General features: G+C 40.8%; 9 protein-coding genes. 8 read left to right on the forward strand and 1 reads right to left on the reverse strand.

Translation table 11 applies throughout. The annotated features are described in order from the left end of the window. Positions 1–293 precede the first annotated feature (293 nt). Positions 294–1,592 carry a glycoside hydrolase family 18 protein gene (locus C9J41_RS02830; protein WP_107292390.1) on the forward strand — a complete coding sequence of 433 codons (1,299 nt, stop codon included), beginning with the start codon at positions 294–296 and terminating at the stop codon, positions 1,590–1,592. Positions 1,593–1,664: 72 nt separating this feature from the next. Here C9J41_RS02830 and mnmC read toward each other — a convergent pair whose 3' ends face one another. After that, positions 1,665–3,722, reverse strand: a complete 2,058-nt coding sequence (mnmC, locus tag C9J41_RS02835) for a bifunctional tRNA (5-methylaminomethyl-2-thiouridine)(34)-methyltransferase MnmD/FAD-dependent 5-carboxymethylaminomethyl-2-thiouridine(34) oxidoreductase MnmC (RefSeq protein ID WP_107292391.1) — start codon at positions 3,720–3,722, stop codon at positions 1,665–1,667. Positions 3,723–4,054: 332 nt separating this feature from the next. On the opposite strand from mnmC, the gene fabB reads away from it, so the two are divergent. The 7 genes from fabB to accD all read left to right on the forward strand — a co-directional run bounded on the left by fabB (position 4,055) and on the right by accD (position 15,378). After that, complete coding sequence (fabB, locus tag C9J41_RS02840; RefSeq protein ID WP_107294183.1) at positions 4,055–5,269, forward strand: beta-ketoacyl-ACP synthase I; 1,215 nt, start codon at positions 4,055–4,057, stop codon at positions 5,267–5,269. A 205-nt stretch (positions 5,270–5,474) separates the two neighbouring features. After that, on the forward strand, positions 5,475–6,641 hold the full coding sequence (locus C9J41_RS02845; protein WP_107294184.1) for a nucleotide sugar dehydrogenase: 1,167 nt from the start codon (positions 5,475–5,477) through the stop codon (positions 6,639–6,641). Between the two features lie 19 nt (positions 6,642–6,660). After that, positions 6,661–7,836, forward strand: coding sequence for a 4-phosphoerythronate dehydrogenase (locus C9J41_RS02850; protein ID WP_107294185.1), 1,176 nt, complete (start codon positions 6,661–6,663; stop codon positions 7,834–7,836). After that, the gene (locus tag C9J41_RS02855) at positions 7,833–8,846 is read left to right on the forward strand and encodes an aspartate-semialdehyde dehydrogenase (RefSeq protein ID WP_045127745.1); all 1,014 of its coding nucleotides are present in this window, start codon (positions 7,833–7,835) and stop codon (positions 8,844–8,846) included. The genes C9J41_RS02850 and C9J41_RS02855 overlap by 4 nt, the downstream gene beginning before the upstream one ends. 249 nt (positions 8,847–9,095) lie before the next feature. After that, a complete protein-coding gene (locus C9J41_RS02860; RefSeq protein ID WP_107294186.1) occupies positions 9,096–13,325 on the forward strand; it encodes a FimV/HubP family polar landmark protein in 4,230 nt (1,409 codons plus the stop codon). Positions 13,326–13,521: 196 nt separating this feature from the next. Then, entirely contained in the window at positions 13,522–14,307 is a 786-nt protein-coding gene (gene truA, locus C9J41_RS02865) for a tRNA pseudouridine(38-40) synthase TruA (protein WP_107206058.1), read from the forward strand. Between the two features lie 141 nt (positions 14,308–14,448). Continuing rightward, on the forward strand, positions 14,449–15,378 hold the full coding sequence (gene accD / locus C9J41_RS02870) for an acetyl-CoA carboxylase, carboxyltransferase subunit beta (protein ID WP_107206059.1): 930 nt from the start codon (positions 14,449–14,451) through the stop codon (positions 15,376–15,378). Positions 15,379–15,407 lie beyond the last annotated feature (29 nt).

Genomic DNA, 15,407 nt, shown 5'->3' on the forward strand with positions numbered 1-15,407 from the left:
ATTTCTAATGTCTTTATTTTGAGAGTGATTACGCTGTTTGCTCTCAATATAATAAGATGCTTTGTATTGAATAAAATTAATGGTTTAAATTTCATTTCAATTATAAATAAGAGCTGAATCTGAAAAATATCTAAAATTTAGTATTTACGCTTTTTATTTATCCCTTCTTATCAATCTTCAAACTAAGGTAGTCATTACTCTATATTGGCTTATTGTTATCTTAGCTGTTGTTCTGTTTTTATTGTGAAGCTAAAAGCATTAGCCGCTAGTTATAATGATAAATAAGGACATTTATGAAAGCGATTTTACCTCTTACGATAGCCGCTCTATTAAGCTCTTCAGCCGTTGCCGCTGATTCTCCTGTTGTTGCGGGTTACTTTGCCGACTGGCAATACAATAATGAAGCTAATCCTTATACTGTTAAAGATATTCCTGCAGATAAGCTTACTCATGTTATTTATGCTTTTTTAAGCATGTGTGGTCCACATCAAGGTGCGAGTGATGCGGTACAGAAACAAATTGAAGCTGCATGTCAGGGTAAAGAGCCTTTTAGTGCGGTGATAGTTGATCAAGTATCAGCATTACAGAAAGATTTTGGGCCGACGAAAGCTAAGGTTGCTTATAAAGGACATTTTGCTCAGCTTAAAGATTTAAAAAATGAAAAGCCGGAATTAAAAATATTGCCTTCTTTTGGTGGTTGGACAATGTCTGAACCTTTCCATGCAATGGCAAAAGATAAAGCATCGATTGAGCACTTTTCAAAATCAGCTGTTGAACTTATTGCTCAGTATGATTTTTTCGATGGTATTGATTTAGATTGGGAGTACCCAGGTGGTGGCGGTTTAACAACCTCTCCTTGGAATCCTGATACTAAATTATCGGATGAGCAGAAAGCATCAGAAAAAGAAGCGTATACCCATTTAGTTAAAACACTACGTGCAGAGTTAGATAACTTAGAGAAAAAAACAGGGCGTGAATATGAGCTTTCTACTGCTGTTGGTGTAGGAAGTAAAGCAGAGTCAATTGATTGGGCTGCTGTTGCTCCGCACTTAACTAATATGTTTGCGATGACTTATGATTATTTAGGTGGATGGGGGACACAAACAGGGCATTTAACTAATCTTCATGCAACGGATAATGGTTGGTGGGGAATGGGCACCGATGTCTTTGTGAATAAAATGATTTCTCTGGGGATCCCTGCTGATAAATTAGTTGTTGGTGCGGCATTTTATGGTAGAGGCTGGGAAGGAACCAAAGGATTTGATGGCAAAGCCATTCCGAAAGAGCTTTCTTCTACGCAAGGTGCAAGTTTTGGTACGTCAGCACAAGAGCCTGGTTACTTTATGTATTGGGACTTAAAACGTAACTATACAAAAGCACAAGGCTATATCTCAGGTTATGACGAGAAAGCTGAGGCACCTTACTTGTGGAATGAAGAGAAACAAGTCTTTATTAGTTATGATGATTCACGCTCGGTAAAAGCCAAAGCTGATTGGGTGAAGAAAAACAAGCTTGCAGGTCTTTTTGTATGGGATTTATCTGGCGATGAAAATAATGAACTAATGAATGTTATGTCGGCAGAATTGAAGTAACGGTAAAATAAAGAAAGCGCAATAAGTTATCCGCTAGTAATTAGAGGATAGTCATTGCGCTTTTTTATTAATTTATAGTGCCTGAATTGCTTTGCCTTTAAGTAGCTTTCTAACCCACATGCGACCTGGGTGGAGCGCTTCAAGTACGTCAAGTGGTAGTGGTAGTGGGTCACCACAAATTTGCGATGCTAAGAGTTCACCGAGTAATGGTGCTGAGCTTAATCCACGAGAGCCTAAACCAACAATAGCAAAAAGATTGCTATAGATTGGGGCAGCTTTCGCTGACGTTTGATTATCTCTAAGATCATCGTATTGCTGTAATAAATCATCATAACGACAAACATTACCCACATACGGTAAGTGATCTCGTACTGCACAACGAATACCAACACGTGCTCTGTTGTGAACATCAAAGCCATCGATATCAATTTGTTTAGGCCACTCAACATTAGGTAAGCAGTTTACTAACCGTTGCTTGTTATCTTGTTGGTCGTTTTCATTAAAATTAAGATCAATATTACGACGATCGTAACTTGCTCCAATGCAGTGGCTTTGGGTTTCTGGGTTTATTGGAGTGAGATAGCCGTCATAACAAAGCACCGTTTTTAGCTCGCCCAGTGATGGGTTGGTCGGCACGTGGCTGACTTGCCCGCGTACAGAAGAAGCAGGGATCTGCTGGGTTTGAGGATATTGATTAAAGCGGTGACCATTAGCCAAAATAACTGTGCTATGCCGCGTTTCACTACCATCTGTAAAAGTCAGTTGCCATTGAGTTTTGTTAACTTGTTCTAGCTGACATAATTCTTTTTGTGTTTGTAGCGTCAGTTTCCCTTCATTAACGGCATGTTCAATTAACGCTGTGGTTAACTCTTTAGGTGATAGCCATCCGCCAAGTGGGTAATGAACACTTTCAAAACCGGTTTCAATACCCGTGATTTGTTTGGTTTGTTCCTTATCGAGATGATGAACAAGTTCAGATGCAAAACCACCATTGATGATATTTGCGAGTTTATGGCTTGATTTATCATCCCACGCCAGTTGAGTTACGCCACACCAGTTATGACTAAAATCGCTGTGAATTGCGGCTTGCTCTATAAGTTGTCGTGCATAGATAAAAGCGCTAGAGAAAAAACGGGATAACTTATCATTATTGCCATTCAATAGCGGGTAGACAGCGCCTTGTCGGTTGCCTGATGCACCTTCAGCAAGTTCATTGTCAGCGCAATATAATGTGACATTTTGACCTCGACGAAGCAAAGACAGTGCGGTAGTTGCAGATGCGATACCACCACCAATAATCGCAATATTTGCGTTTGGCTCTGTCTGTGCTTCACGATTATACCAAGGCATAATATTCGTTTTATGCTGACGTTCAACAACGTGACCTACGATCATGTCACGTTTAGTACCAAAGCCCTTGGTTTTGCGCATATCAAAACCGGCTTCTATTAACCCTCGACGAACAAAGCCCGCAGCGGTAAAGGTTGCTACGCTACAATCTTTACGTGCCATTTTAACCATGCCGTTAAATAAGTTTTGATTCCACATTTCAGGGTTTTTGCTAGGGGCAAAACCATCAAGGAACCATGCATCGACGATACCCTCATCGCCAACCCATACTTGAGGCATACAATCTTTAATATCACCAAACCAGAGGTCTAAGGTGATCATGCCATCTTCTAATACGATACGATGACAGTCTGCAATAGCGGGTGGGTAATGGGCATGAAGTTGCTCTGCAAACTCAGCAAGTTCAGGCCATGCTTGATGGGCTTTAATCAAATCTTGCTGAGTTACCGGGAATTTTTCAAAGCTGATAAAATGTAGCTCAGTGGTTGTGGCATCAGGGTGTTGAGAGCGGTAATCTTTAAATGCTTTCCATACGGCTAAAAAGTTTAATCCGGTACCAAATCCTGTTTCTGCAATAACAAAACGACGTCGATCGCCGTCAATCCAGCGCTCAGGTAAGCCATTTTGCTTAATGAAAACATAGCGCGTTTCTTCTAATCCATTAACGTTGGAGAAGTAGACATCATCAAAGTTATTTGAGACGGGGGTTCCCACATCATTCCAATCAAGAACGGCATTTTCAATTTGTAAGGGGGATTTTTCTTGTTGTGAAGAAGACAAAAGGGAAACCTCTTTTATAACGGACAAACGATTATGAAAAACTTGGTTTAAATATCACCACTTTTAGGCGTAATATAGAAAGAAATGGCAATTTTGAACCGATTGTACCCGAATATCAGGAAAGCTGACCACTTTTTACCACTAAAGCCGTTATAGTCGATAGCTCTGTTATCTCGGTATAACAAACGCCAAACCGCTTTAAGATATGATGTTCCGTTAAGACGGTAAAATTGCTGTTATGAACGCGCATCTTAAAGCCGTTTGGGAGAAAATCCACCGTAGAGATAGCTCACGGTTAGGCTATATCCAATTAATTTTAGTAGGAAGTCATCATGAAACGAGCCGTAATTACAGGCATGGGCATTGTATCTAGTATTGGTAACAACGTTGCAGAAGTACTAGAGTCATTGAAAACAGGCAAGTCAGGCATTAATTTTTCTGAGCAGTTTGCTGAAATGAAACTACGTTCAAATGTTTGGGGTGATTTGAAAATTAACCCAGCAGAACATATTGATCGTAAAAAAATGCGTTTCATGGGTGACGCTGCCGCTTTTGCTTACCTATCAATGGAACAAGCGGTTGCCGATTCAGGCTTAGCTGAAGATCAAGTTTCTAATGAGCGTACTGGTCTTGTGGCAGGTTCAGGTGGCGCGTCTTCGCATAACCAATACATTGCAGTTGATACGCTACGTGAAAAAGGCGTGAAACGTGTGGGTCCTTACATGGTACCCCGTACAATGTCTTCAACGGTTTCTGCGTGTTTAGCAACACCGTTTAAGATCCGTGGTGTTAACTACACCATGAGCTCTGCATGTGCAACATCTGCACACTGTATTGGTCACGCATTAGAGCTAATCCAACTGGGCAAACAAGACGTTGTTTTTGCAGGTGGTGGTGAAGAGCTAGATTGGTCATTAACGATGATGTTTGACGCAATGGGCGCACTATCAACCAAATATAATGATGATCCATCAAAAGCATCACGTACTTATGATGCTGATCGCGATGGTTTCGTGATTTCTGGTGGTGGCGGTATGGTTGTGGTTGAAGAGCTAGAACACGCACTAGCACGTGGCGCAAAAATCTACGGTGAGATCGTCGGTTATGGCGCAACATCTGATGGTTACGATATGGTTGCACCTTCAGGTGAAGGCGCAGTTCGTTGTATGAAGATGGCGATGCAAGATCTAGATGCGGCTGTTGACTATATCAATACTCACGGTACATCAACGCCTGTTGGTGATGTGAAAGAGTTAGGTGCAATCCAAGAGCTATTTGGCGAAAACAGCCCTGCAATTTCTGCAACAAAAGCCATGACGGGTCACGCATTGGGTGCGGCGGGTGTGCACGAAGCGATTTATTCAACATTGATGTTAGAGCACGGTTTTGTTGCACCAAGCATCAATATTGATAACCTAGACGAAGCAGCACAAGGTCTTGATATTGTGACTGAGAAGCGTGATGTTGAACTGAAGACTGTTATGTCTAACAGCTTTGGTTTTGGTGGTACTAACGCAACACTAGTGATTAAGAAATACGAAGCGTAATCGTATTTAATTACTCACCGTTTATATTAAGAAAGAGCCATAAGTGATTATGGCTCTTTTTTTATTCACTCTTTTTCAATAATACAGTGAGATAGTTGTTAGTTATTGCTGCTTTTGTTTTTTTAACATGTTTTCAGTTACACTAAAGTCAGTAGGCAAGGGTTGAATTACAGTTACTTGCACATTTATTCATTGAGGTTAGGTAATGAAAATTACTGTGGTGGGAACCGGCTATGTCGGTCTGTCTAATGCGGTGCTGTTATCTCAGCATAATGAGGTTGTTGCACTCGATATTATTGAAGAGAAAGTTGCGTTAATTAATCAAGGTCTCTCTCCAATTGTTGATACGGAAATTGAAGCGTTTTTACAGCATAAAGTATTGAACCTTGTAGCAACAACGGATGCATCACATGCTTATGATGGCGCTGAATTTGTCATTATAGCGACCCCAACTGATTATGATCCGATCACAAATTACTTTAATACCAGCTCAGTAGAAGCCGTTATTAAAGATGTGATCGAGAAAAATCCATCAGCGACCATGGTGATTAAATCAACCGTGCCTGTTGGATATACAGAAAGTATTAAAAAACAGTTCGGCATTACAAATATTATGTTCTCGCCAGAGTTTTTACGCGAAGGTCGTGCTCTGTACGATAATTTACACCCTTCTCGTATTATTGTCGGTGAACGTTCTGAGCGAGCTGAAGTTTTTGCTGAGTTATTAAAACAAGGCGCTGAGAAACAAGATATTGCCGTTTTATTTACAGATTCTACAGAAGCAGAAGCGGTAAAATTATTTTCCAATACTTACCTTGCGATGCGTGTGGCTTATTTTAATGAACTTGATAGCTATGCAGAAGCATTAGGCTTAGATAGTCGTCAGATTATCGAAGGCGTAGGCTTAGACCCTCGCATTGGCAATCATTATAATAATCCATCTTTTGGTTATGGCGGTTACTGCTTACCGAAAGATACTAAGCAATTACGCGCGAATTACCGTGATGTACCGAATAACATTATTGGTGCGATTGTAGATGCGAATACCACACGTAAAGATTTCATTGCTGATTCAATTATTGCTAAACAGCCTAAAGTTGTAGGCGTTTATCGCTTAATTATGAAATCAGGATCTGATAATTTCCGCGCATCCAGTATTCAAGGCATCATGAAACGCATAAAAGCCAAAGGCATTGAAGTGGTGGTGTTTGAACCGGTACTGGAAGAAGATGAATTCTTTAATTCTAAAGTCATCAAAGATCTTGATGTATTTAAAGCGATGTCTGATGTGATTGTTTCGAACCGTATGGCGGTTGAACTTCAAGATGTACAAGAAAAAGTATATACCCGAGATTTATTCGGGGCTGATTAAGTAAAGCAGGGAAGCCGAAATGAAAATCCTTATTGATGAAAATATGCCGTATGCGTTGGCGTTGTTTAGTGAGCTTGGTGAGGTCATCGCCAAACCAGGTCGAAATTTAACGGCTGATGATTTGGTAGGGATTGATGCCCTGATGATCCGCTCGGTGACGAAAGTTAATAACAGTCTGTTAGAAAAAGCTGATAAGTTAAAATTTGTGGGAACTGCAACAGCAGGACAAGATCATGTTGATCAACCGCTATTAGCTGAGCGTGGTATTACTTTCACAGCAGCACCAGGCTGTAACAAAGTGGGTGTTGCCGAGTACGTACTGAGTAGCTTAATGGTATTAGGCCAGCAACAAGGCTTTTCTATTTTTGATCGCACTGTTGGGATCATTGGTGCTGGTAATGTTGGCTCATATTTGGCGAAATGTTTAGATGCATTAGGTATTCGTTATCTGCTTAACGATCCATTAAAGCAAGCGCAAGGCGATGAGCGTCAATTTGATTCAGTTGAAACGCTACTTGCTGAGTGTGATGTCATCACAACCCATACCCCGTTAACTCGCGATGTCGAGTTTCCAACTCATCACTTAGTCAACGACGCTTTTCTAAATGCATTAAAACCCAATGCTATTTTAATTAATGCGGCACGTGGTCCTATTGTTGATAATAGTGCTTTAAAAGCGGCCTTAGTGGCTTCTTATAATGGTACAGGGAAGGCACTTACAGCAGTACTTGATGTGTTTGAGCAAGAGCCATTGGTGGATTTAGAGCTACTACCGTATTTAGCTTTTGCGACACCGCATGTAGCTGGATATGGGCTTGAAGGTAAAGCGCGTGGAACAACCATGGTTTTCAACCGCTTTTGTGAGTTTCTAGGTGTTGATAAGCAGGTAGATGCGAGTGAACTATTGCCTGTTGCGCCAATTCCTCAAGTTGAATTAAGTCGTCAATGGGACGAGGCAAGTTTATTTAGCCTTACCCAATTGGTGTATGATGTACGTAAAGATGACGGTATTTTCCGTCGTCAAATGCAGCTAGCTGGTGACGATAACAGCAAAATGGCCACTGCTTTTGATATGATGCGAAAAAACTACTGGGATCGCCGTGAATATAGTGCAATTACAGTAGCAGGCAAGGCCGATTTTGAGGTAGAGTCGCTGGCTAAATTAGGTTTTACAGTAGTAGAGGTCACTCAATGAGTCAGGAATATGATATCGCAATACTAGGCGCAACAGGTGCTGTCGGCGAAGCTATGGTCGAGGTGCTAGAAGAGCGTAATTTTCCTGTTCGCAATCTTTACTTGCTGGCAAGTGATCGTAGCTCTGGCAAAGTGTTACGTTTTAAAGGTAAATCAATCCGTGTGAAGAACGTGGAAGATTTCGATTGGGGCCAAGTTCAAATTGCTTTGTTTTCAGCAGGCGCTGAAGCATCACGTCATTGGGCGCCTATTGCCACAGATTTTGGTGTAGTGGTTATTGATAACACATCTGAATTCCGTTATGAGTATGATGTTCCGTTAGTGATCCCTGAAGTAAACCCTGAAGCGATTGCTGATTACCGCAACCGTAATATTATTGCAAATCCCAATTGCTCTACGATTCAAATGTTAGTTGCTCTTAAGCCAATTCAAGATGCTTATGGTATTGATCGTATTAATGTTGCGACTTATCAATCGGTATCTGGCTCTGGTCGTAAGGGAATTGATGAGCTTGCCGGTCAAACAGCAAAATTGCTAAATGGTTTGCCAGCTGAAAACAGTGCTTATGACAAGCAAATTGCATTTAACTGCATACCTCATATCGATGAGTTTATGGATAACGGTTACACCAAAGAAGAAATGAAAATGGTGTGGGAAACACAAAAAATTCTTGGCGACTCAAGTATTCGTGTTAACCCAACTTGTGTGCGTGTTTCTGCTTTCTTTGGTCATGCAGAAGCGGTGCATGTTGAAACGCATCAACCTGTTGTTATCGAAGATGCAATTAATCTACTTGAAAATACTGATGGTATTGAAGTCTTCCATGGTACTGATTACCCAACACAGGTAACAGATTCAGTAGGTAAAGATCACGTGATGGTAGGTCGCATCCGTGAAGATATTAGTCACCCATGTGGTCTGAATATGTGGGTTGTAGCTGATAACGTTCGTAAAGGTGCGGCAACAAATAGTATTCAGATTGCTGAAAAGCTAATTGAAGAATATTTGTAAAAGAAATAAAAAAAGGAGCAAGAGATTGCTCCTTTCTCATTTCCATGATCTTGCTGGTAAAACCCTAAGTAGTCACTTGACATACATCGTCAGCTAGCAAAAATTAGCCATAACAACCTTAAGATTTTCTTTATGTTGTCGTTATATGTGTAGTTTGTAGAACATATAAGCAACTCGTATTGTTTCGAAATGCGTTCATTGAATTAACGTTTTCGGCTTATTTATCTCTGCCAGAGAGGAACGCAGGCAGTGTCTGATATCCCTAAGATAGTAAAGCGCTTTATTGTACCGGTAGCTTTCGTTACCATTTCTTCTTATTTGCCTGTGGTGAATGCGAATACTGTTCGGATTATTGGCCCGTCGAATGAGGATGGATCCTATTCGCAAGCGAGCCGAGGTATTGATACACCTGATCTGCGTTCAATTTCGCAGTCAAACACCGCACCACTTTCTACTCGTCGTTATGGCCCTACAGGTGAAAAAGAAACCTTGTGGTCAATCGCATCTCGAAATCGTCCTAATGCTTCAGTATCTGTATACCAAGTTATCGGTGCTATTTATCACGTTAATCCACAAGCATTTGAAAACAGCAATATTCATGGATTGATCCCTGGTAGTACCTTGGTTATGCCAACATTAAGCCAGGTTAAGAACGAGAAAGAGAGCTTGATCCGTCGTCAATTAGAAGCGGATAAAAGACGTGCACCCTATATTAAAGCAAAGCCAGCTAGCCAAAAACGTGTTGTAAAATTAAAGCCCAAGCCTGAAGAACTACAAAAAATACAAGCAGAGCAAGCAGCGAAAAAAGACGTAAAAAGCACACAGCCCGCAGAGCCAGTTGTAAAGCCTGTGGCGGTAGTTGATGAAACGGCTAACTCAACAACAAATGTTCCAGCAAAAACAATAGAGAAAGCGGTAGCGGTAGCTACAACTGCTGCTGTGATTAGTGCAGCGACACCAGCTGAATCAACCGCGAATATTTCTGAAACGCCTAAAACTGAAAACGTTGAAGTTGCTGATGTTGATAATGTAGAAAATACGGCTATTCCTGCCAAGCCTGAATTATCAGAACAGCAAAAAGCGATGACAGATGAGCAAATGACAAAGCTGGTGGAAAGTAACCACATGCTTCGTTTACGCTTAGCGGAAATGCAACAAGAAGTTGATGCATTAAAAGATCAAGTTAAAGATAGCGATGATGTACGCCAAGAACTGCTGACTTTCTTAGAGCAACAAAAACAACTGCAAAATGCGCCACAACCTGTGACACCACCTACTTCAACCTGGTTTGATTCACTGGCTAATAACCCTTGGGCATTAGCTGCTGCTGGTATTATTCCTGGCGGTTTACTTGCTGCATTGCTGGCATTCTTCTTATTGCGTCGTAAAGAAGAAGAGCAAGATGAGGTGAAATCATTAAATGCTCCAGAGGCTTCAGCTGCTGAAACGGCACCTGTTGTCATCCCTCCTATTGATGGTGATGAGCAAGCTCTTGATACTTCAGATGACCTAGATGACCTGTTTGCGGATGATGATCTATTCAATGAGCCTGACTTTACGTTAGATATTGATGATAAAAATGATCCGTCAACTAAAAATGAGAAAGAAGAGGTAAAAGAGTCTGTTACTGAATTTAGCGATGACGCTGATACGAAGACTGAATCAGCAGTTGTTAATGATATTGAATTTGATGAAGCTTTTGAAAATAACTTAAGTAGTAGTATTTCAGTTAAAGGTGATGATGCTATTGGTTTAGAAGACATGGAGCGTGCTCTTGATGAAATGGATAATGAGAGCGAGCCAAGTTCAGATGAAGCCTTAGCGTTAATGTGGGAGAAATCTCTCAATGAATCAGCGAAAAATGAAGATTCTGAAAATAGTCTCGATGATTTTGATTTATCTCAGGATGACTTTGATCTTAGTGATAATGACGATGTTAAGCCATTGCCAGCAGATAACGAAGATGAAGAGTTAGATAATGGCTTGTTAGAGCAATCGTTATTAGATGAAATTTTGCAACAAGCAGAAGAGCAAAGCCAAGACCGCGCTACGTCTGAAATTAATGATGAGTCAAAAGATGTTGAAGTTAAAGCCTCTGAGAATATTGACCAAGATGAATTGGATGCATTATTTGGTAGCTTTGGTGCTGATTTACCTGAATTAGATCAAACTGTTTCAGATGAACTGACGGATGAAACACAAGATGATGAACGTGTTTTTGAAGAAGGTAGTACTGCATTACTTGATGAGTTAGTAGAAGATGATGAATTAAGTAGTGATATTGAACTTGAAGAAGACAGTACCGCATTACTTGATGAGTTGATCTTAGATGAAGATGAACCGGAACAGTCTGATTCAACGATAGAAGTGGCTGAAGACAGTACAGCATTGCTTGATGAGTTGATCTTAGATGAGGATGAACCGGAACAATCTGATTCAACGATAGAAGTGGCTGAAGATAGTACTGAACTGCTTGATGAATTATTGAAAGACAATGACGCTGAAAGTGAAACCTCATCATCACAAGATGATATTGCTATCGATGAATCCAGTACTGAATTGTTAGATGAAATTTTATCTGAGCAGTTAGCAGCAGTCGATGAACAAGATGCTCCTAATAATGAGAATCAACATCTTGATGAAATTATCGAATCGCCATCATTCGCTTCTGATCTAGAGCAGAAATCACAGGATGTTATTAATCCTGAAAGTGATGTTGAAAAATATGCTCAACAGGAAAAAGACATATCTCTTACTGATGAAAGCAATGCTGATACTGTAGAGCCTGATATATTAGGGTCTGAAGTTGTAACTGAATTGCCAAGTGAAGAAGCACCGAATGATGTTTTCACGTCTGAATTTGTGAGTGACACTCGCGATACGCCATCGAAAGAAGTCCTTGAGTCACAAAATACTGAAGAGCTGCAAACCTTATCGCCAAGTAGTGAACAGAAATTCGATGAGATCTTAGATGATGTTTTAGACGAAGACTTTTATCGTCAATCGCTAGACAGTGATGTTAAGCCATTAACCGTTTCAGATCTTGAACGTGAACTAGATGAGCAAGATGCATTAGCGAGTCATGTTGCAGCAGAGCCACATGAACCGCTGAATGTAGACGATCTTCCTTCTTTTGATGAAGAGGATGCATTAAAAGCATTTGCTGATGATGTGTATGAATCACCACAAGAAGATGCTGTTCATCAAGACGTATTATCACTCGATGATTTACCTGAATTTGATGAACAAGCGGCATTGGATGATCCTGATGCTGAGCCTTTTGACGAAACAGAACTGAATAACGACATTGATGAGCAAATCGCACTTGATAATGTTATTCGTCAATTGCAGCAGGCCGCGGAAGCTGCAGATAAGTATTCACCTAAATCTGAATTATCTCCTGAAAATACAGTAGATTTTGTTGCTGAAACCGCTCCTGAATTACCTGATGAGTCATCGTTACCAGCATCAACGGTTGCTAGTGAAAATGAAGTATCGCCATTTGATACCGCTCAAAGGGATGTTTATCCTTTTGAAAAACTCGATCCAACGACCATTCCAGAGTTTGATGAAGGTGAAGCGCTGCAAGCCTCATTGGATGAACAACATGAGCTTGAGCAATATGAAATTGAACAAGGTTTACGTTTACCCAATGAAGAGCCTATTGAGGTAACAGAGAAACCAGTTGTATTAGATCAGTTGGATCAAACCATGGTTGATTCTGCAGGTCTTGATATGGATGCATTACTGTTTGATGATTCATTAAATGATAATGCAGATAATGAAGGCCCATCTCAGTCAATACAGCCACAAGAGGTTAGTGACAACACGACTGATGTTGAGACTGAACCATTATTAATGGATGAATTACCCAAACAGCAAGTGGAGCGCTCTGGGCTGGGTTTAGAAGACGGTGAACGTGATGGATTATTAACGCAAACAGAAGATGAGTTAGAAGCAGATTATACTTTTGACGATGAGATGTCTGATGATGATGCTAAAGTATGGCAAACCTCGGTATCTGAGCCTGAGTTAGCTCAAGAAGATTGGACACAACAACCGCATTTGGTAAAAGACGACGTGAAGTCTGTTTCGTTAGAGTCTGACTTCTCATTACATACCAATGATCTGGAAAGCGTAGCAACCAGTGAGTTACTGGCTGAACAATCTATAGCTGAAAAACCATCTTATATTAGTATTGATGAATTAATGAAAGATGACCCATCGCATCAGCAAGTTGATCCCGATACCAATCCTTTAAATTTAGAGGTAGGGCTTGACGAGTACCCTGATATGTTAGCCAGTATTGGTGACTATGATGTTGATACTAATGGTGAGTATGCAAGTAAACTTGATTTGGCTAAAGCTTATTTAGAAATGAATGATAGCGAAGGTGCTGTTGGTTTATTAGAGGATATTGCGAAAAATGCTGAACAAGATCTTCAAGCAGAAGCCAAAAGATTGCTTTTGAAGTTGTAACATCACTCTTGTTTAAGATAGAACAAGCACGGTAGAGATAATTCTATCGTGCTTTTTTATTTTTACTTGCTGCATTATGTTATCCCTATCGCGCTATTCTTTCCCTTATCTTGTGAATTACTTATAATTCGGAACAGTTTCGTAAATTACGTGTTAGTGGTTTACATAGGTTTGATTAATCGAAGTTGAATAAATTATGCGAATAGCTTTAGGTGTAGAGTACGATGGTGCTAAGTATTATGGCTGGCAACGCCAACGTGATGTAGATAGCGTACAAGAGCGTTTGGAAAAAGCTCTCTCTAAAGTCGCCAATCAACCAGTAGAAGTCTTCTGTGCTGGACGAACTGATGCTGGCGTTCATGGCACGGGGCAGGTTGTTCACTTCGATATTAATATTGATCGCAAAATGGTGGCGTGGACGATGGGTGCTAATGCTCATCTTCCTAAAGATATTGCGGTACGTTGGGCGACAGAAGTGAATGAGGATTTTCATGCTCGTTTTACTGCGACAGCACGCCGTTACCGCTACATCATTTTTAATAACGCCTTACGTCCCGCTATTTTAGGTAATGGTGTTAGCCATTATCACGGCCATCTTGATGAGAAAAAAATGCATGAGGCTGGTCAGTACTTACTGGGTGAAAATGATTTTACGTCGTTCCGCGCGGTTCACTGTCAATCTCGAAGCCCATGGCGTAATTTAATGCACCTGAATGTCACTCGCCAAGGCGACTTTGTGATCATTGATATCAAAGCGAATGCGTTTGTTCACCATATGGTACGTAACATCACAGGTAGCTTAATTAAAGTCGGCAAAGGTGAAGAAAAACCAGAGTGGATTGAGTGGCTACTTGCGCAAAAAAATCGCACATTAGCAGGAGCAACAGCCAAAGCTGAAGGCTTGTATTTGGTTGATGTTGATTACCCGAAAGAGCACAATTTACCGCGTGTACCATTAGGTCCGTTATTCTTAGCTGATTGAGTTACAAGGGTTAGCTTGATAAGGTAGTACCAGTTTTTTATCTACAGATTAGTAAGATTGTGTTTTAATCTCTGATCGTTATCCAATGAATTTGTATCTTCGGCCATTGACGGCGGAAGCATTAAAGAATAAAGGTCATTCATGAGCTGGCTTGAAAAGATTCTAACTAAAAGCAACATTGTCTCTTCACGAAAAGTGTCGATTCCTGAGGGCGTTTGGACGAAATGTACCTCTTGTGATCAAGTACTGTACCATGCAGATCTTGAGCGCAATCTAGAGGTGTGCCCTAAGTGTGATCATCACATGCGTATGAAAGCACGTCGTCGTCTTGAAACTTTCTTAGACGCTGATACGCAAGTTGAGATTGCCGCAGAGCTAGAGCCGCAAGATAAGCTTAAATTCCGCGATTCTAAAAAGTACAAAGATCGTTTGTATAGCGCGCAAAAAGCCACGGGTGAAAAAGATGCATTAATCGCAATGAAAGGGGAAGTCTTAGGTTTACCTATTGTTGCATGTGCTTTTGAATTCTCTTTTATGGGCGGTTCAATGGGCTCTGTCGTTGGTGCTAAATTTGTACGAGCAGTGGATGCGGCAATTGAAAATAACTGCCCATTGATCTGCTTCTCTGCAAGTGGCGGTGCACGTATGCAAGAAGCGCTGATGTCACTGATGCAAATGGCGAAAACCAGTGCGGCGTTAGAGCGTTTATCAGCGAAAGGCTTACCTTTCTTCTCTGTGTTAACCGATCCAACTATGGGTGGGGTATCAGCATCCCTTGCAATGCTTGGTGACATCAATATTGGTGAACCCAAAGCACTAATCGGTTTTGCAGGTCAACGTGTTATTGAGCAAACCGTACGTGAGAAGCTACCAGAAGGCTTCCAACGTAGTGAGTTCCTCCTTGAACATGGTGCGATTGATATGATTGTTGATCGCCGTGAAATGCGTCAGCGTGTTGCAGGTCTTGTTGCCAAAATGACCAACCAAGCATCACCGTTAGTTGTTTCTGTCGATAGTAAGCCAGAGTCTGTTGAGGCTACTGTCCAAGCTGAAGATTCAGAAAACACCTAATTGATTATATTGATTGATGAATATAGAAG

It is taken from the genome of Photobacterium sp. GB-50 (assembly GCF_003026755.1).
GTDB lineage: Bacteria > Pseudomonadota > Gammaproteobacteria > Enterobacterales > Vibrionaceae > Photobacterium.